Raw genomic sequence first — 19,317 nt, forward strand, 5'->3', positions numbered from 1 at the left:
TCTTTAATAGATGATTCAATGATTCAGAAAGCTGTTAAAAAGCATGATTCCGATAGGTATGTCAAGCATTTCAAATGGAAGGATCATTTGTTTAGTATGGTTTTTGTTGTTTAGAAAAGTGTAATTCTTTGAGTGAAGTTGTCGGAGCAAAAGTTTAATTTAATATTGTTAAACAATTTTAGGAGGTTGCCAGAAGTCAGCTGCGAATTGAGAAGTAAAAACTGATTGGTAAGTAAAATTTTGGTTAGTTGAAATTTCAGGTTTAGATATTTCAGCAAGTTGATTTGTAGAACATTGCAACACACAAGAACTGCAAACTTGAAAAGGATTACAAGATTTTCCCGAACGGTCGTCTTTTTGTTTTTGTTGGCTGGATGATTTTTCGTTGTCAGCAATCGGTTTGGATTGTCTGTCACAACAAGTTTGTTCATTGTTATTTTGCAATGAAATCAGATCTATTGCTGGCTTAATAGGGAGGAATAAAATTATTGTTGCTAATATGAGTGTTGAAAATTTCATTGCTTTGCAAATATATGACGTTTATATATTAGTTGTGTGAAATGATTCGAAACCGTATAAAAAATAGATAAACCGACAAAAGAGTACATCAATCCCAAAAAAACAAAATTATTGTTTGTACATTTGCAACGATGAAAGGATACATTAAAATAGTACTTCTAATTCTGATATCGTGTTGCTATATCAACACCGTATTTGAATTTTCGGATACCGAGGAGAAGGCTAATTTTGAAAATGAAAGTCACGCCTATATTCAACAATTTAGTAACATAACCCTTGTAAACAGCGTAACGCAAAGTATTCCAAATTGCGACATTAATTATGATGCGCCAATTCAATGCTATTTAAGTGTAATTCTACCTGCATCAAAATGCAATTCATTCTACAAAAGCCCTTTCTTTTCAAAACCGGATAGGCTTTTTATCCTATATTCTTCTTACTTGATTTGATGATTTTTTGATTTGACTTTTTTTGGCAATTGCTACGCAGTTGCCAGTTTTACTATTTCAGAACAATTCTATTTAAATCAAAAATGAAAAAAATAATATTCATTCTTTTGCTATTTCCATTTTTAGCAACAGCCCAAAACACTTTTAAAGCCATTATCAAAGATGAAAAAACAAAAGAAGCCCTTGATAGCGTTTCTGTATTCTTAAATGGAACTCAAAACGGCTCAACTTCTGACGAAAAAGGATTTGTAGTTCTTGAAAACATCCCCAACGGTAAACAAACCATTGTGTTCAGTTCTTTTGGTTACCGAAAAATTGAAAGAAATATTTTATTTCCTCAAAATGAAACCATTGAAATATTTCTTGAACCAACATCGGAAGAATTAGAAGAAGTTAAAGTTACCTCAACAAGAAGTAGCCGAACAATAAAAAACACTCCGACTCGAATCGAAGCGATTGTAGCGGGCGAATTAGAAGAAAAATCTTCAATGCAACCCGGAAATATCAAAATGTTACTTACCGAAAGTACAGGAATTCAAACCCAACAAACTTCCCAAGTCTCGGGAAGTGCAAGTATTCGCATTCAAGGATTAGACGGAAAATATACGCAACTTTTACAAGACGGATTTCCTTTGTACTCGGGTTTTGCAAGTGGCTTGAGTATTTTACAGATTCCGCCACTCAATTTAAAGCGTGTAGAAGTTATCAAGGGTTCAACATCGACCCTTTACGGGGGTGGAGCAATTGCGGGATTAATAAACCTGATTACAAAAGAGCCTACTGATAAAAGAGAAATTTCATTTTTGGCGAACGTAAATCAAACACAAGCGTTAGATTTAAGCGGTTTTTATGCTGATAAACACAAAAAATCAGGACTTACAATGTATGTTTCGAGCAATTCTCAAAATGCTTATGATGTGAATCATGACGGATTTTCTGATATTCCAAAATTTGACAGATATACCATAAGTCCAAAATTTTTCTATTATCCAAACGAAAAAACAACATTTAGTTTAGGTGTAAATGCAGGATTTGAAAAACGAATTGGAGGAGATATGCAAGTGATTGATAACAAATCAGATGCTACGCATACGTTCTTTGAGCGAAATAACAGTAATCGATATTCGACACAAGCAAAATTTGAAAAAACATTTGACAATAAAAATATATTGACAATTAAAAATAGCGTTGGATATTTTAACCGAAAAATAGAAAAACAAACTTATAATTTTGAAGGGCAACAAGTAGCTACTTTTACAGAAGCCAATTATTTAATCCCTAACGAAAAATCAGAATGGAATTTGGGAGCGAATTTAGTTTCGGATAATTTTAAACAAATGAATTTAGTGGCTGACAAGTTAGACTATTACAATGCTGCCTTTGGTGTTTTTGCTCAAAACAATCTGAACATAACCGAAAAATTCATTTTGGAAAGCGGATTGCGTTTAGACATTACAAACAGAAGCAATGTTTTTGTTTTGCCTCGTCTGTCATTATTATATAAAATCAACGAAAAATTATCTTCACGATTTGGCGGTGGTTTAGGTTACAAATCACCTACCATTTTCTCGGAAGAAACCGAAGAAAAATCATTTCAAAATATAAATTCACTTGACTTTTCAAAAGTAAATCCTGAAAAATCGTATGGATTAAATGCTGATATTAATTACAAAACTACCATTTTTGATGAAGTAAGTTTTGCCATTAATCAAATGTTTTTTTACACCATTATCAAAAATCCGTTGGTTCTTAATCCAGTTCCCCTGACGGTAAATTATGCCTTTGAAAATGCCAACGGAAATATAGAAACCAAAGGTTTTGAAACAAACGTAAAGCTTCGTTTTGAGGATATTTCTTGTTACATTGGCTACACTTACATTGACGCTCAGAAAAATTTTGATAATAATTCAACCATAAATCCATTAACGGCAAAACATCGAATAAACGCAAACGTAATGTATGAATGGGAAGAAAAATTGCGAATTGCTTACGAGGTTTTTTATGTTGGAAATCAGTATTTGACAAACAACGAAAAAGTTAGGGATTATTGGGTTATGGGAGTTTCAGGAGAATACAAATTCAAGTATTTTAGTTTATTTTTGAACCTTGAGAACTTTTTGGACAGTCGACAATCGAGAAATGAAAACATGTATTCTGGGACAATTCAAAACCCACAATTTAGGGAAGTTTACACGCCAACAGACGGATTTATTTTAAACGGTGGAATAAAAATTAAGCTGTAAAAAACCAAATGAAAACAAAATTAATCACACGAACCGTCTGGATATTACCCCTGATGACTCTGATATGTCGGTAACGATAGCGGAGATTTGCAATCTGTGCCCGAAAACTGAATCAAGTAAAATAAAAAAGCCACTTCATTACGGAATGGCTTTTGGTTTTTATAGCGTTGATACATTTTTAGCAAAAAAGTCTTTGAATTTTTTATTGATGAACATCTTTTCAATGAGTTTAAAGATGGTTTGTTTGTCATCTTCTTCGAGTTGCTGGATTGAATATTTTAGCTTGATGGATTAATAATTAAAGATGCGTAAGTTGGTTTTTTAGGAAAGAGCATTAAAATCAACATCGTGTATTTTTTGAATAGTAACTTTTTGCAAAACTAACGGAGGGTTATTTTGAAAAAAATCTACAAAATCAATTTTTACTACCCACCTAAATAAGTACATTTATGTTGAAAAAGAGAACCCAAAATTTATCTTAATCAACAGTAATAAGTGCCAAAAAATTGAAGTTATTATCTAAAACAGAATGTTACGCCAATAAAAAACACTTCTTATTAAAAATAGTTGCTAATTTGAATTTATAAAACCAATCAAACGCTTATTTTTGCGCTATGGCAAAGAAAAATACAGACAAAGTTGTCTTTCATCAAATAAAAGTCCTTGATGCTGGTGCAAAAGGTGTTTCGGTAGCAAAGGCTCCCGATGGTAAAGTAGTTTTTATCCCGAATGTGGTTCCGGGTGACGTGGTTGATGTGCAAACTTTTAAGAAGCGCAAGGCGTATTACGAGGGAAAAGCAGTTCATTTTCATGAATATTCGGAGCATCGTGTTGCACCTATTTGCGAGCATTTTGGTGTTTGTGGCGGTTGTAAATGGCAGAATATGAAATACAGCCAACAATTGCATTACAAACAAAACGAAGTGAAAAATCATTTGCAACGCATTGGAAAAATAGAACTTCCTGAATTTGAGTCAATTCTTGGTTCGGAAAAGCAATTTTTTTACAGAAACAAAATGGAATTTTCATTTTCGAACAGCCGTTGGTTGACCGAAGCGGAAATTGGCAGCACCGAAGATCTAGGAAATAGAAACGCACTTGGTTTTCATATTCCGAAAATGTGGGATAAAATTCTGGACATCAACAAATGTCATTTGCAAGAAGATCCATCGAATGCCATTAGAAACGAAGTAAGAGACTTTGCCAATGCGCATGGACTGACTTTTTTTAATCCAAGAGCACATGAAGGTTTGCTTAGAACGCTGATGTTGCGAACCGCTTCTACAGGTGAAATCATGGTTTTGATCCAGTTTTTCGAAAACGATAAAACCAACAGAGAATTACTTCTGGATCATCTTCACAAGAAATTCCCACAAATCACTTCGCTGCAATACGTTATCAATAATAAAGCCAACGATACTTTATACGATACGGATATAAAATTATATAAAGGAAGAGATTACATCTTGGAAGAAATGGAAGGATTGAAATTCAGTATTAACGCCAAATCTTTTTATCAAACCAACTCTGACCAAGCCTATGAATTGTATAAAATAACGCGCGATTTTGCCGGACTTACCGGAAACGAAATCGTGTATGATTTATACACCGGAACTGGAACAATTGCACAGTTTGTATCTAAGAATGCCAAAAAAGTTATTGGAGTTGAAAGTGTTCCTGAAGCCATTAAAGATGCCAAATTAAATGCGGAACGCAATGAAATTACTAATTGTGAGTTCTTTGTAGGTGATATGAAAGTGGTTTTCAACGATAGTTTTATAGCACAAAATGGACACCCTGATGTGATTATTACTGATCCGCCAAGAGACGGAATGCATAAAGACGTAATTGAACAAATCATGAAGATTGCGCCTGATAAAGTAGTTTATGTCAGTTGTAATTCGGCAACACAAGCGCGTGATTTGGCGTTGATGGATGAGAAATACAAAGTGACCCGGGTACGTCCTGTGGATATGTTTCCACAAACACATCATGTAGAGAATGTTGTACTTTTAGAAAGAAGAAAATAGTGGTCAGTTTGCAGTTTTTAGTATTCAGAACTTAAATTACGGAACACTAAAAACGGCACACTGAACACTGAATAGTATTATATGAAAAAAACATTTTTATTGTTATTGTTTTTCGTTTTCGCTTTTTCCAGTTGTGAGAAAGATGATATTTGTGATGCAAATACCCAAACTACACCAAGATTAGTGATAGAGTTTTATGATTTTTCAAATCCTTCTGTTCTAAAAAATGTAACAAATCTAAAAGTAGTTGGTGAAGGAATGACGGATGGAATTGTTTTTAATGGTCTCCAAACTACCAGTGCAAATAAGATTTCGATTCCATTGAAAACAGCCAAAACTAGCACCAGTTATAGTTTTACGCTGAACTCTGGAAATCCTAATTCGGCATTGGTTGATAAAGATAATATACAATTTAAGTATACTACACAGGAACTTTTTGTCTCCAGAGCCTGTGGCTACAAAACAATATTCACATTGGATCCAACAAATCCATATACCCATACTGATGCAACAACGGCAAATCAAAAATGGATACAATTTATATCGGTTGAAAGAAGTAACATCGAAAATGAAAATGAAATACACATTAAGATCTTTTTTTAGTTTTGGTCTCCTGTTGTCGTTGACTTTGATGCAAGCGCAAGAGAAAACACCTGTGAAAGATAGCACGAAAACTACCCAAACAGATGAAATCATTCCCGAAACTCCATTGCAGCGGGTTGGAATCAATACGGAACCAAAAAATAACGATTCGATTCCCATAAAAACAGATCGCTATGGGATACGTGTAGGAGTTGATTTATTCAAACTGACGCGAGCTTTGTATGACCAAAATTATAAGGGAATTGAATTTGTAGCCGACTATAGGTTGACTAAAAAATATTTTTTAGCGGCCGAAATTGGTAATGAAAATAAAACTACAGATGATGATCGCGTCAATTTTACCACCAAAGGTTCCTACATAAAAGCCGGTTTTGATTATAATGCTTATGAAAACTGGCTGGATATGGAAAATGTGATTTCTATAGGAATGCGCTACGGTTTTAGCACATTTAATCAGGAATTAAACAGCTATCGCATCTACAATGCAAACCCTTATTTTGGTGAAGTCCCGGAAATTGTATCCGGCAAAAAGTTCAATGGACTATCCGCCAGCTGGATTGAAGTGGTGGCTGGAATAAAAGCTAAAGTATTTGACAACGTATTTATGGGATTCAGCCTTCGATTGAACCGATTAGTAACCAATAAAGAACCGGAAAATTTTTCCAACTTATATATTCCTGGATTCAACAGAACTTATGATGGCAGTTTTGGAGTAGGATTCAATTATACAGTGACGTATTTTGTCCCTATTTATAAGAAAAAAGTAGCACCTTTTGCAGTCCCAAAAAAGTAGATAAAATATAACCGCCAATTTGCTAATTTTTAGTTTTATAAGAATTAGAGATTTAGCGGTCACTATTTTAAAGTAGAATATATTAAGATTTCTAAGCGCTATCCTATTTCCTTAATTCCTTTCATCAAAATCCACTTCATGAATAATTTCTCTCCGTCTTTGGTTTTTATCGCATGGAATTTTGGTGATAAAAGTGTTCCTATGACAAATGCAGTTAACGGAATCCATAATCCGGTTAAATTCGTGTAATGTTCCACTACATATCTCGCAGAAATAAATAAAATCGCAAAACATCCCAATTGATATAAGAATGCTCGTATTTGTAATTTAGTCATTTTTTAAGTTTTAAAATTTTAAATTCAAAGGTCGAAAGTAAAAACAGAATACTAGTTTATTCAGCATTATCAGTTGTTACCTGAAACTTTGTTCTTTTACTGCCTTCATACATTTCGTATTTTACTAAACGGGCTTCTAAGCCGGCATTGAAAAGTTTAATTTTTCTGGAAGGTTTTAGACCTACATATTTCAAAGCTTCCAAGTTTGCTGTAATCATCCAAGCATTCGTGCCAGGGTAGTTTTTCTTTAAAGTATCGCCAATGTTTTTGTAGAATTCTTCCATGTGAATATCCAATCGCTCATCATACGGCGGATTGAAAACAATATGAAGTTTCCCTTCGGAAGACTTCTCGGTATCAAAAAAGTTTTGTTCCTCGATAGAAATATACTCCTCCAGATTGGTATTCTTGATATTGTCTTTGGCTTTTTGAACGGCACTTGGTGCTTTATCATAGCCTTTTATGCTGTAATGAAACTCCCTAACGCGTTTTAATAAACTGTCTGAAATACTATCAAACAAATCATTGTCCCAATCGTTCCATTTTTCGAAAGCAAATTCCTTACGGTTGATATTTGCCGGAATATTACAGGCAATCATTGCTGCTTCAGCCAGAAATGTTCCGGAACCACACATTGGATCTAAAAAATCCGTTTGACCGTCCCAACCAGAAAGCAGTAGAATTCCTGCAGCCAAAACCTCGTTTATAGGAGCAATATTGGTAGCAGTTCTATATCCACGTTGGTTCAACGGATTACCTGATGTATCCAGTGCTACTGAAACCTGGTCTTTATCAATATGAATATTGATTCTCAAATCAGGATGTACTTTATCAATGCTAGGTCGTTGCCCAGTTCTCTCTCTGAACTGATCCACAATTGCATCTTTACATTTTTGAGAAACAAATTCCGTGTGGTTAAAATATTCTGAATGCACGGTGGTATCAATCACAAAAGTCTGATTAGCACCAATCAATTTAGACCAATTGACTCCCGAAATTCCTTTGTATAAAGCCTGTTCATTATTAGCCTTGAAAAAATAAATTGGCTTTAGGATTTTCAAAGCCGTGCGCAAAGATAAATTCGCTTTGTACATGAACCCTTTATCGCCTTTAAAACTTACCATTCTCACACCTTGCTCTACGTTTTGTGCACCAAGGATTTGCAATTCTTTTGCTAATATTTCTTCAAAACCAAAAAAGGTTTTGGCAATCATTTTATAATTATTTTCCATTTGCGCCCTTTACCCCTCAAAGGGGAAATTGTTATCGTTATATTCGGCAAAAATACACTAAATTTGCATCAATCGAATTAATTGAAAAAGAATAAATGTCTGCAGCACAAAATCCGCCAACTGAAAACCAACTGAAATCAACTGAAAACTGGTATACTTCCTGGTTTGACACTCCGTATTATCACATTCTGTACAAAGACCGAAACTATAGAGAAGCACAGATTTTCATGGATAATTTGACGCATTATCTCAACTTGCCTGAAAAAGCTAATGTATTGGATTTAGCCTGTGGCAAAGGCAGACACTCTATTTATTTGAATCAATTAGGTTTTACGGTTTTGGGTGCGGATTTATCAGAAAACAGCATTGCCGAAGCTACTAAAAATGCAAATGAAACCCTTCATTTCAAAGTACATGATATGCGGGAACCTTTTGATGAAAAATACGATGCCATTTTTAATTTATTTACTAGTTTTGGTTATTTCGAAAATGACCAAGATAACCTGACTACGCTAATCGCAATCAAAGAAAGCCTATCGGAATATGGATTTGCTGTGATTGACTTTATGAACGTCACCCAAGTTATCGAAACACTGGTTCCCGAAGAAACTAAAACGGTCGAAGGAATCGATTTTCACATGAACCGTTATCTGAAAGAAGGATATCTGTATAAAGAAATTAAATTTGAAGACAAAGGACAAAAGTTTCACTTTACCGAAAAAGTTAAAGCATTAAACCTAAAAGATTTTGAGATGTTAATGGAAGAAGCCGGTATTTATTTGTTAGATATTTTTGGCGATTACAAATTAAAAAAATTCCATAAAACAGATAGTGAACGACTAATCATGATTTTCAAATAGTTGTTGGGTTAATTGGTTAATCGTTTATAAGGTTAATCAAAAAAATAAACCGGAAGAAGATCAACAAATAAACGATTCAACAAAGAATATGAATTACCTTTTACCTTTACTTTCCGTACTTATAGGATATAGTATCGCCTTGGTTTTAAAACCAAAAAATAAAACCAATCTAAAATTACTATTGGCCTTTAGTGGTTCGTTTCTGCTTTCCTTGACCGTAATGCATTTGTTGCCAGAAGTTTATGAAAGTGTAAATCCAACTATCGGACTCTTTATTATGCTTGGAATATTGTTCCAAATTATATTGGAATTTTTCTCAAAAGGTGCTGAGCACGGACACGTACACGGATATGAAACCATGACCCAAATCCCGTGGTTATTGTTTATCAGTCTTTGCATTCATGCCTTTCTGGAAGGATTCCCGGTAAGCCATCATCATGATTTAGCGGTAGGAATTGCCATTCATCATTTGCCTATAGCCATTATTTTGACTACTTTTTTCATCAATTCAAACCTGAATAAAAAGGCTATCTTTTTCTTCATGATCACTTTTGCAGTCATGACGCCGTTGGGAACTGTTCTGTCGGATTATTTGCCCATATTAAACGATTATTATACTGAAATCACAGCCATTGTAATTGGGATATTATTCCATATCTCTTCCACCATTATTTTTGAAAGTAGTGAAGGACACAAGTTTAACATCGCCAAAGTTTCCATGATCGTGATAGGAATTGCGCTGGCGTATTTTATATAATTTTACAATTTGGGCGTGACCGCAAGGGTCGGGCTATATGTTGCAATCTTTTTTATTCCGCTGTCGCTACATAAAAAAGGATTTCCACTTCTATCCCTCACGCAAGAAATAAATGTACGGGCACCTCGCGAGTTGTCCCTTCAAAAAAAATAAATATGGAATTCAAAAAAACCACCGAGCAATCCTCAAAATACGATCATTTAGAAAAAATGTCGGTTCAGGAATTGCTTTCTAATATCAATCAGGAAGACAAAACCGTTCCGCTTGCCGTAGAAAAAGCCTTGCCACAAATAGAAACTTTAGTGACTGAAATTGTTACCAAAATGAAACTCGGCGGACGATTATTCTACATTGGCGCAGGAACATCCGGTCGTATCGGGATTCTTGATGCATCGGAATGTCCACCAACTTTTGGAGTTCCTTTCAATTTAGTAATCGGGATTATTGCTGGTGGAGATACCGCAATCCGCAAAGCCGTAGAAAATGCCGAAGACAACACAACTCAGGCTTGGATAGACTTAAAAGCTTTCGAGGTAAATGAAGATGATGTAGTTATAGGAATAGCAGCTTCCGGAACAACACCTTATGTTATTGGAGGATTGCAAACTTGCAACGAAAATAATATTACTACAGGAAGTATTTCTTGCAATGCAGGAAGTCCGCTTTCGCAAACTGCAAAATTCCCTATAGAAGTAGTTGTTGGGCCCGAATTTGTAACTGGAAGTTCCCGTATGAAAGCAGGTACGGCACAGAAACTGGTACTCAACATGATCTCAACAGCCACTATGATTCAGCTGGGAAAAGTAAAAGGCAACAAAATGGTCGACATGCAACTGAGCAACAGCAAACTCATAGATCGTGGCATAAAAATGATACTGGGAGAAATTTCTGTTTCCTATAAAGAAGCTGCCGAATTATTAAAAAAACACGGAAGTGTGCGAAAAGCAGTTGATAATTACAAAAAGTAACACTTGTTTTTCAACATATCGATTACCTTTGAAGAGTAAACCTATAAACAAGAAAAATGGCAACCAACAAAGAACTTTTATCTAAAGGAATTAAATATTTGGCAGGTGCTTTGCCTTTGCTGTTTATTGGTCCAATTGTCATTACTAATGCTTTTATGAATCAACACAATGTTTGGCACTATTTAGTTTTAGCGATAGGTATCATTGCCTGCATCAGTGCAATGTTTTTGATGTATTTGGGACTAAAAACAATTATGAAAAGTTTATTTAACGACTAATGGAAAACCTAATTCACGTTCAAAAAACATTCGAAAAAATTATTTACGTCGATAAAAAAGTGAATAACAGAGAATTTGAGGATTGCGTTTTTAGAAACTGCGATTTATCCAATAGTGATTTTTCTTATAGTAGTTTCATGGATTGCGAGTTTATTGATTGCAATCTTGCGATGACTAAATTATCAGGAGCAAGCTTAAAAGGGATACAATTCAAAAACTGTAAATTACTTGGAATTCAATTTGAAGAATGTGATGATTTCTTGTTTAATGTCAGTTTTCAGGAATGTGTTTTGGATTATTCTTCGTTTGCCAATAAAAAAATGCCAAAGACAAAATTCATTTCCTGTTCGTTAAGAGAAGTAGGTTTTGTTGGGACCAATCTTACGAGTTCCGTTTTTGACAATAGCAATCTGGATGGTGCTGTTTTTAATAATACGCAATTAGCTGGAGCCGATTTTTCAAAAGCAACTGATTTTAAAATTGATCCCGAATTCAATCCGATGAAAAAAGCAAAATTTTCGACACAAGGGATTATTGGTCTTTTGGATAAATACGATATTAAAATACAATAATCTACTACCCCAGATGGAAGTGGAAACCCCGAAAGGCTTAAAGCTACTTTTTCATGGATAAAAAGAGCGACTAAAGGAAGCTCCTTTTTTGTCAATAGAAAAAAAGATTTTAGACTTAGGAGTTGCAACGCACAGCTGGATTAGGTACTAAAAAAATTAAATAATTTTAAAATGAAAAAAATAATATTCCTTCTTCCAATGCTATTGCTTTTGTCTTGTTATGATAAAGAGCGCAACTGCAAAGATTTTAAAACCGGAAAATTCAAATTTGAATATGACGTAGACGGTGTTACGAAAACGGCTTTTTTTGAGCGCAACGACAGTATTGAAATTGAGACTTTTGAAGGAAAAACGGATACAGCTTCCATTCGTTGGATCAGTGATTGCGAATATGTACTGCAAAAACTGCATCCTAAAAACATGGCTGAAGAAAAAGCTATTGGTATGAAAATTTTGACTACATCAAAAAAATCGTATACCTTTGAGTTTGGAATGGTTGGTTCTGATGCCAAACAAAGAGGAACAGTAACAAAGATTTCGGATTAAATATTTTAAATCAAACAATTATAACTACATAAAATGGAAGTATTTTTAAATCCTGATGCTTGGGTAGCACTGTTAACATTGACGTTTCTAGAAATCATACTGGGTATTGATAATATCATCTTTATCTCGATTGTTACAGGAAAATTACCCGTTGAAAAACGAAAAAAAGCGACGCAAATTGGTTTGTTTCTAGCCATGTTCATGCGAATTGCGCTGTTATTTGGGATTACACTTCTTATTGCAATGAAAGAACCGTGGTTTAGTGTGGATTGGGGTTGGTTCTCTGCTCATTTTAACGGGCAAGCGATGATATTATTGGCCGGTGGTATATTTCTGATTTACAAAAGTACCAAGGAAATTCACGAAAAAGTAGACCATAAAGGAGAAGAAGAAAAAAATTTAAAAACTTCGGCGGCAAAATCATTTGCTAACGTTATTGTCCAGATTTTGTTGATTGACCTTATTTTCTCCGTAGACAGTATTTTGACTGCTGTAGGCATGACTAACGGACTGGAAGGTGCATTGTATATTATGATTACGGCTGTTTTAATTTCTGTTGGGGTTATGATGCTGTTTGCGGTGCCGGTTGGAACGTTTGTAAACAACAATCCATCTATACAGATTTTAGGTTTGGCATTTTTAATTCTGATTGGTTTTATGCTGATCACGGAGAGTATGCACTTATCCGAAGCAGTATTGGTAGGCCAATCTGTAGGAGTGGTTCCTAAAGCTTATTTGTATTTTGCAATTGCCTTTTCATTGGCTGTCGAGTTTCTAAACATGAAAATGAGAAAGAAAAAATAATTATTTATAAAAAAAAATGCTCCAAATCGGAGCATTTTTTTTATTCTAAACTTAATATTATCTGACCGTCATCATCGCGCTGTATGCCTGAATCGTCAGCATTAGTTTCCCCTTTTACTTCCAATTCTTCCGCAATAATTTCCTCCGGTGCTTCATAAGGCAAAGAGTCCAGCAGGTTTACTTGTTTTAACTTATCAGCGGTTAATTGATTCCCTAGTGCTTTAAATCCTTTGAGTGCAATAAACGACTCTATATCTACAGTTATATTTTCTTTTTGAACGCCTTTCACTTTTGTGAAAACTAATTCAGCTACTGGACGATACTCTGTTGATACAATTTCAAGATGTGAATTAGCATGTTCTGTAATAAAACTTTCCTCTTTGTTTTCGGTTTCCACCAAAAAGCGTTTGATGTAGTAACGTTCTTTTTCACCATCATAATAAATGGCTGAAATTGGTTTTTTTGGAATCCATTTTTCTAAAACGATCATATCTTCATCGAAATGTGTAGATAATTCTGGTGTAATTACCTTTACTTTTCCGGATTGCGAAAGGATCAAAATTTTATCATTAGGTCTAAATTCGCCTAACAGTTCTCCTCTTCCATCCACATTAAGTCTTTGTACGGTTTCATCAAACCATACTTTTCGAGGCAATAATGTTGAAATTCCTTTTTCTTTTAATTCAATTTTCTTGATTGGATATTTAGTGACTAAATTTCCTTTCGAACCTCTTCCTTTTATAGCTAAACTCGCAAAATCAATGTCGAATTTTAGTTTTTTGACAGTTCCCACCTGACGCAACATAATGGTAATTACTTCTGCCTCTCCGTTTGGATTACAGGAGAAATACACCACTTGTGATCCTGTACTTTCATTCGTCAGATCATACGCTTTGTCTCTAGTCACACCTGAAACATTGAATCGTTTTATATAAGAAGGTCCTGATTTTCCGTCACGGTAAATCGTATTGTAAATGGTCCGTTTATCACTTTTGTCAAAAATGGCAATATGAATGATATCTTTTCCCACAAAGGTTTTCGCATCTACCTTGGTAATTATCATTTTTCCGTCACGCAGAAAAACAATTACATCGTCAATATCAGAACAGTCTGTAACATATTCGTCTTTTTTTAAACTCGTTCCTACAAAACCTTCTTCTCTGTTTACGTACAATTTAGTATTTCTAAGGACTACCTTCGTGGCTTCGATATCATCAAAAACACGAAGCTCAGTTTGGCGTTCTCTCCCTTTACCATATTTCTCTTTTAATCGTGTGAAATAGGCTATAGCAAAATCAATCAGATGTTCTAAATCGTGTTTCACTTGTTCAATATCTCCTTCCAGCGCTTGAATTTTATCTTGAGCCTTGTTGCTGTCAAATTTAGAAATTCGCATGATTCGGATGTCCAATAAACGCAGAATATCGTCTTCGGTAACGGCGCGCTTCAGGTGTTTAATGTAGGGTTTCAGTCCATCATCTACCGCTTTAATGACGCCTTCCTTAGTGGTCTGTTCTTCAATATCACGATAAATTTTATTTTCGATAAATATACGTTCCAAAGAAAGAAAATGCCATTGCTCCTCTAATTCACTCAACTGGATTTCGAGTTCGCTTTTCAGTAATTGGACCGTTCTGTTGGTCGAAATTTTCAACATCGCAGAGACTCCAATAAACAGCGGTTTGTTGTCTTCAATCACACAGCCTAATGGTGCCACCGAAGTTTCACAGGCCGTAAAGGCAAACAATGCATCAATGGTTTTATCAGGAGAAACACCCGGAAAAAGATGAATTAATATTTCGACCTCAGCAGCGGTGTTATCTTCAATTTTCTTGATTTTGATTTTCCCTTTTTCATTGGCTTTCAAAATACTGTCAATCAAAGTCGTCGTATTGGTCGAAAACGGAATCTGGGTAATTACCAAAGTATTTTTATCTAGCTGACTAATTCTGGCTCGCACACGGATACGTCCACCACGCAATCCATCGTTATAATTGGATACATCTGCAATTCCCTGTGTCAAGAAATCAGGATATAAAGTAAACGGTTTTCCCTTTAATATTTTTATCGATGAATCGATTAATTCATTAAAATTATGAGGCAATACTTTCGTAGAAAGACCTACTGCGATTCCCTCGGCTCCGGAAGCTAATAATAATGGGAATTTAACTGGCAGGTTATTGGGTTCTGCCCGTCTTCCGTCATAGGACACACCCCAATCGGTAATTTTTGGAGAGTACAACACTTCTAAAGCAAATTTAGACAAACGTGCTTCAATGTAACGCGAAGCCGCAGCACCATCTCCTGTTAGGATATTTCCCCAGTTACCTTGACAATCAATCAGTAATTCTTTTTGCCCTATTTGCACCATCGCATCACCGATACTCTGATCTCCGTGAGGATGATATTGCATGGTGTGCCCAACAACATTGGCCACTTTATTGTAACGACCATCATCCAGCTCCTTCAAAGAGTGCATGATACGGCGTTGCACCGGTTTAAAACCATCTTCAATAGCCGGTACGGCACGCTCTAATATTACATACGAGGCATAATCCAGAAACCAATCCTTATACATTCCCGTAACTTTGGTAATGGTATCGTTGCCGTCTTCTTGATTGTCGTAAAAATGCTGGCCTTTCGAGGTTTTTTCTTCAGATTGATTTTCATTAATCGAATTATCTTCTTCCTGACCTTCTGGTAATATGTTATCGTCTTCTTCGTCTTTCATTATCTTGATTCCGAAATTAATTGTATTAAATCTTCTCTGCTTAGCAGAATTGTTTTGTATTTGCTAGCAAAAATTTGCTCATTCTTTTCAGGTAAAGGATATTCTAAAACCAAATCACTTTTGTTTTGGCACAGTACAATTCCTATGGTTTTATTTTCATCTTCAAAACGCATTTCTCGGTCATCTTAATTGACATACATTTGCATTTGTCACAAATCTTGGTGTTTTAATTCTCCTATTTTTAAATCAATCAGTATAAAACATTTAAGAATCCTGAAATTTTTTGATAATTTAATTTATTTAAATCTACAGACACTGTCTGCGCTTTTTGAGATTTGAATTCCGCAGTCAGTGATTGCGAATTTCGAATTTCTAAAATCCGGGTCAATGAATCGGATTTTGAATAAGTTATGTAAAATTGTTTTATTTGTTCTAAATTCCGAATCGAAAACCCTTTTCCAAACTGAATAGTCAACTGTTCAGAAAGTCCTTTTAGTAGTTGCTTTCCGCATTCAGCTCGTTCTTTTCCGCTTTGCTCTTCTTCAACAATCATTCTTCCCATTTCAAAATAGGTGTAAACCATTGTTGAATTTACGGTACGTAAAACCTGTTGACGGGTATTTTGCAACAGCGCGACCACTTGAGAAAATAAAATTTTATTTTGAGAATTATTTGGAATTGTATTTTCTTCGTCTTTCATTAAATATATTCTATTGAATAGTAGTTAATTATATTTTTTGTCTTAAAATGCTAAAACGAATATTTTTCTTTACAAATATGCTCTTCTTTTGTGACACTATTTCCATTTTTATCCAACTCTTTTTTTACAACTGTTTCACATTCCTTGTGATCATTGCTCTTTATAATAAAAAAAGTAGCTGAAAAACTGATCACAAATAGTAGGGCAATAAGAATAAGTATTCTTTTTGTAGGCATTTTATAATTATTTAAATTTTCTCAATCACATCTAATTCCACCTTCAAATTCTTGATGATAAATTCCTGTCTGTCCGGCGTATTCTTGCCCATATAGAACGACAATAATTGCTCAATCGAAGTGTTTTTATCCATCATAATGGGTTCTAAACGAATGCTTTCGCCTATGAAATTTTTGAACTCATCCGGTGAAATTTCACCTAGTCCTTTGAATCGGGTAATTTCTGGTTTTGGTTTTAATTTTTCAATAGCATTTCTTCGTTCCTCATCAGAGTAACAATAAATGGTTTCTTTCTTGTTTCTAACCCTGAAAAGTGGCGTTTGCAAAATGTATAAATGCCCTTCTTTTATCAATTCAGGGAAAAACTGCAGGAAAAAAGTAATCAATAACAAGCGAATATGCATTCCATCAACATCCGCATCTGTAGCAATTACGATGTTGTTATACCGCAATTTTTCTAAGCCATCTTCAATATCCAGTGCCGCTTGCAGCAAATTGAACTCTTCATTTTCATATACAATTTTCTTGCTCATTCCATAGGAATTCAAAGGCTTACCACGCAAACTAAAAACGGCTTGCGTATTTACATTGCGCGATTTAGTAATGGATCCGGATGCAGAATCTCCCTCGGTAATAAAAAGCGTGCTTTCCAGATTTTTAGGGTTTTTAGTATCTGGGAGATGCGCCCTACAATCTCTTAATTTTTTATTGTGCAGATTTGCTTTTTTGGCACGATCTGTCGCTAATTTTCGTATTCCGGACAATTCTTTGCGCTCTCTTTCGGCTTGAATAATTTTTCGTAATAATGCTTCTGCGGTTGGTGGATTTTTATGCAAGTAATTGTCCAATTTGGTTTTCACAAAATCGTTTACAAAAGTACGCACGGAAGGCATTCCCGGTTCGGATCCCATGTCAGTTGAACCCAATTTAGTTTTGGTTTGCGACTCAAAAACCGGCTCCATTACTTTGATGCTGATCGCTGTAACGATTGATTTTCGAACATCAGAAGCTTCAAAACTCTTGTTGTAAAACTCCCTGATGGTTTTAACAATTGCTTCCCGGTAGGCTGCTAAATGTGTTCCGCCTTGAGTCGTGTTTTGTCCGTTTACAAACGAATGGTATTCTTCGCTGTATTGGGTTTTGCTGTGCGTCAAAGCAATTTCGATGTCCTCACCCTTCAAGTGAATGATAGGATATTCTAAATCCTCAGCATGAATAGTTTCTTCTAATAAATCTTTCAGACCATTTTCTGAAAAATATTTTTCACCGTTGAAAAGAATTGTCAAACCATTGTTTAAGTAACAATAATTTTTGAGCATTTTGATTACATATTCATATCGATATTTATAATTTTTGAAAATTGCTTCATCTGGAATAAAAGTAACTTTGGTTCCTTTTCGCTTGGTGGTTTCGATAATATCTTCTTCGAGAACAAGGTTTCCTGCTGAGAATTCTGCTGCTTTTTGTTTTTCATCCCTAACGGACTCTACTCTAAAATAATTGGACAACGCATTGACTGCTTTTGTCCCTACTCCGTTCAGACCAACTGATTTTTTAAACGCAAGTGAATCATATTTTCCGCCGGTATTCATTTTGGAAACTACATCAATCACTTTTCCCAAAGGAATTCCACGTCCATAATCCCTGACCGTAACGGTTTTATCTTTGATAGTGACCTCGATTGTTTTTCCAGCACCCATAACAAATTCATCGATACAGTTATCGAGTACTTCTTTCAGCAGAATATAAATTCCGTCATCTGAAGAGGAGCCGTCGCCTAATTTTCCGATGTACATTCCGGGACGCATGCGAATATGTTCTTTCCAGTCGAGTGACCGAATGTTGTCTTCGGTATATTGATTTTGATCGGACATTGTAGGTTTTGTGGATTTGGTGCTAATGTAGTGTAATTCGATAAAATTTAAAACAGGAAGTCATCAAAGTTATTAAGAATGATATTGACAACCGATTTAGAATTAACGATTTTAGATTGCAGATTTCAAATTGAAATTGATTTTTGATATTCGAATTTAAAAAATCTTGATAATCTCTTTCAACTGATTGTCTAATTCAGCATTAGAAATCTTATTATTTATCACATCAAAATTAGTCTCAAAACTAGGCAATGAAAAAGTCGCTTTTATGTTTCCGCCATAAAAGGGGAAAGCGTTATTTGCAATTCCCAAAACGCTTGCTCCGCCTCTGGCTCCGGGAGAAGTAGCCATCAATAACATGCGTTTTTCCTGAAAAACCTTCGCATTTATTCTGGTACACCAGTCAAAAACATTTTTGAAAGCGGCAGAATAATTTCCATTATTTTCCGCCATGGATACCACTAGAATATCAGCAGTAGTAATTTTAGCCAGAAATGATTTTGCTAATTCATGCTGACCAATTTCTTTTTCTATATCGACGGTAAATATCGGCATTTGGAAATCATTTAAATCCAGCACCTCAACTACTGCATTTTCAAAAAGATTCGCTGCGTAAGTCGCTAATTTTTTGTTGATCGAGTTTTTGCTGGGGCTTGCGCCAAAAGCGATTATTTTCATGATACTTTATTTTGACTAAAAGTACTAAAAATTGGTTCAGCTCCAAAATAATTAGCCACAGATTGACCCATTTTGAAAACAAAGATGAAACTATGAAATATGATATTTG

General features: G+C 34.9%; 21 protein-coding genes. 12 read left to right on the top strand and 9 right to left on the bottom strand.

Annotated elements, in window-relative coordinates; translation table 11 throughout:
- Positions 1–18: 18 nt before the first annotated feature.
- Complete coding sequence (locus EKL97_RS05720) at positions 19–114, top strand: DUF4372 domain-containing protein (protein ID WP_231507363.1); 96 nt, start codon at positions 19–21, stop codon at positions 112–114.
- 54 nt (positions 115–168) lie between these two features.
- Here the strand turns inward: EKL97_RS05720 and EKL97_RS05725 are convergent, their stop codons facing one another.
- A complete protein-coding gene (locus EKL97_RS05725; RefSeq protein WP_126568435.1) occupies positions 169–519 on the bottom strand; it encodes a hypothetical protein in 351 nt (116 codons plus the stop codon).
- 532 nt (positions 520–1,051) lie between these two features.
- Between EKL97_RS05725 and EKL97_RS05730 the strand changes: the two genes are divergently transcribed.
- From EKL97_RS05730 to EKL97_RS05745, 4 genes are all read left to right on the top strand, one after another.
- A complete protein-coding gene (locus EKL97_RS05730) occupies positions 1,052–3,211 on the top strand; it encodes a TonB-dependent receptor (protein ID WP_126568436.1) in 2,160 nt (719 codons plus the stop codon).
- A gap of 614 nt (positions 3,212–3,825) precedes the next feature.
- The gene (rlmD, locus tag EKL97_RS05735; RefSeq protein WP_126463077.1) at positions 3,826–5,241 is read left to right on the top strand and encodes a 23S rRNA (uracil(1939)-C(5))-methyltransferase RlmD; all 1,416 of its coding nucleotides are present in this window, start codon (positions 3,826–3,828) and stop codon (positions 5,239–5,241) included.
- An 81-nt stretch (positions 5,242–5,322) separates the two neighbouring features.
- Complete coding sequence (locus EKL97_RS05740) at positions 5,323–5,844, top strand: DUF6452 family protein (protein ID WP_126568438.1); 522 nt, start codon at positions 5,323–5,325, stop codon at positions 5,842–5,844.
- Positions 5,816–6,637 (top strand): DUF6048 family protein, encoded by an 822-nt coding sequence (locus tag EKL97_RS05745; RefSeq protein WP_126568439.1) that lies wholly within the window; start codon positions 5,816–5,818, stop codon positions 6,635–6,637. The genes EKL97_RS05740 and EKL97_RS05745 overlap by 29 nt, the downstream gene beginning before the upstream one ends.
- A gap of 98 nt (positions 6,638–6,735) precedes the next feature.
- Here the strand turns inward: EKL97_RS05745 and EKL97_RS05750 are convergent, their stop codons facing one another.
- Positions 6,736–6,972 (bottom strand): hypothetical protein, encoded by a 237-nt coding sequence (locus EKL97_RS05750; protein WP_126463073.1) that lies wholly within the window; start codon positions 6,970–6,972, stop codon positions 6,736–6,738.
- Between the two features lie 56 nt (positions 6,973–7,028).
- Positions 7,029–8,204: a class I SAM-dependent RNA methyltransferase gene (locus EKL97_RS05755; protein ID WP_126568441.1), complete on the bottom strand. Its 1,176-nt coding sequence runs from the start codon at positions 8,202–8,204 to the stop codon at positions 7,029–7,031.
- Between the two features lie 95 nt (positions 8,205–8,299).
- On the opposite strand from EKL97_RS05755, the gene EKL97_RS05760 reads away from it, so the two are divergent.
- The 7 genes from EKL97_RS05760 to EKL97_RS05790 all read left to right on the top strand — a co-directional run bounded on the left by EKL97_RS05760 (position 8,300) and on the right by EKL97_RS05790 (position 12,989).
- On the top strand, positions 8,300–9,064 hold the full coding sequence (locus EKL97_RS05760; protein WP_126463070.1) for a class I SAM-dependent DNA methyltransferase: 765 nt from the start codon (positions 8,300–8,302) through the stop codon (positions 9,062–9,064).
- Between the two features lie 88 nt (positions 9,065–9,152).
- Entirely contained in the window at positions 9,153–9,821 is a 669-nt protein-coding gene (locus EKL97_RS05765) for a ZIP family metal transporter (protein ID WP_126463068.1), read from the top strand.
- A gap of 155 nt (positions 9,822–9,976) precedes the next feature.
- Positions 9,977–10,789: an N-acetylmuramic acid 6-phosphate etherase gene (murQ, locus tag EKL97_RS05770; RefSeq protein WP_126463066.1), complete on the top strand. Its 813-nt coding sequence runs from the start codon at positions 9,977–9,979 to the stop codon at positions 10,787–10,789.
- A 56-nt stretch (positions 10,790–10,845) separates the two neighbouring features.
- Positions 10,846–11,067: a DUF6095 family protein gene (locus EKL97_RS05775; RefSeq protein ID WP_126452587.1), complete on the top strand. Its 222-nt coding sequence runs from the start codon at positions 10,846–10,848 to the stop codon at positions 11,065–11,067.
- On the top strand, positions 11,067–11,639 hold the full coding sequence (locus EKL97_RS05780) for a pentapeptide repeat-containing protein (protein ID WP_126463062.1): 573 nt from the start codon (positions 11,067–11,069) through the stop codon (positions 11,637–11,639). The genes EKL97_RS05775 and EKL97_RS05780 overlap by 1 nt, the downstream gene beginning before the upstream one ends.
- Positions 11,640–11,810: 171 nt before the next feature.
- Positions 11,811–12,185, top strand: coding sequence for a DNA topoisomerase IV (locus EKL97_RS05785; protein WP_126553543.1), 375 nt, complete (start codon positions 11,811–11,813; stop codon positions 12,183–12,185).
- A gap of 33 nt (positions 12,186–12,218) precedes the next feature.
- Positions 12,219–12,989: a TerC family protein gene (locus tag EKL97_RS05790; protein WP_126463058.1), complete on the top strand. Its 771-nt coding sequence runs from the start codon at positions 12,219–12,221 to the stop codon at positions 12,987–12,989.
- Positions 12,990–13,029: 40 nt separating this feature from the next.
- On the opposite strand, the gene EKL97_RS05795 is transcribed toward EKL97_RS05790, so the two are convergent.
- The 6 genes from EKL97_RS05795 to EKL97_RS05820 all read right to left on the bottom strand — a co-directional run bounded on the left by EKL97_RS05795 (position 13,030) and on the right by EKL97_RS05820 (position 19,208).
- Positions 13,030–15,720: a DNA gyrase/topoisomerase IV subunit A gene (locus EKL97_RS05795; protein WP_126463056.1), complete on the bottom strand. Its 2,691-nt coding sequence runs from the start codon at positions 15,718–15,720 to the stop codon at positions 13,030–13,032.
- A complete protein-coding gene (locus tag EKL97_RS15805) occupies positions 15,720–15,893 on the bottom strand; it encodes a PDDEXK nuclease domain-containing protein (RefSeq protein WP_233588556.1) in 174 nt (57 codons plus the stop codon). Before EKL97_RS15805 ends, EKL97_RS05795 begins: the two co-directional genes overlap by 1 nt.
- Positions 15,894–15,970: 77 nt before the next feature.
- Positions 15,971–16,420 carry a DUF1016 N-terminal domain-containing protein gene (locus EKL97_RS15810; RefSeq protein WP_126568442.1) on the bottom strand — a complete coding sequence of 150 codons (450 nt, stop codon included), beginning with the start codon at positions 16,418–16,420 and terminating at the stop codon, positions 15,971–15,973.
- Between the two features lie 50 nt (positions 16,421–16,470).
- Entirely contained in the window at positions 16,471–16,656 is a 186-nt protein-coding gene (locus tag EKL97_RS05810) for a hypothetical protein (protein ID WP_126553547.1), read from the bottom strand.
- A gap of 11 nt (positions 16,657–16,667) precedes the next feature.
- Positions 16,668–18,530, bottom strand: a complete 1,863-nt coding sequence (locus tag EKL97_RS05815) for a DNA topoisomerase IV subunit B (protein WP_126463051.1) — start codon at positions 18,528–18,530, stop codon at positions 16,668–16,670.
- 156 nt (positions 18,531–18,686) lie between these two features.
- Complete coding sequence (locus EKL97_RS05820) at positions 18,687–19,208, bottom strand: NADPH-dependent FMN reductase (protein ID WP_126568443.1); 522 nt, start codon at positions 19,206–19,208, stop codon at positions 18,687–18,689.
- Positions 19,209–19,317 lie beyond the last annotated feature (109 nt).

The organism is Flavobacterium sp. LS1P28, from assembly GCF_003970335.1.
In the GTDB taxonomy this organism is placed as follows: Bacteria; Bacteroidota; Bacteroidia; order Flavobacteriales; family Flavobacteriaceae; genus Flavobacterium.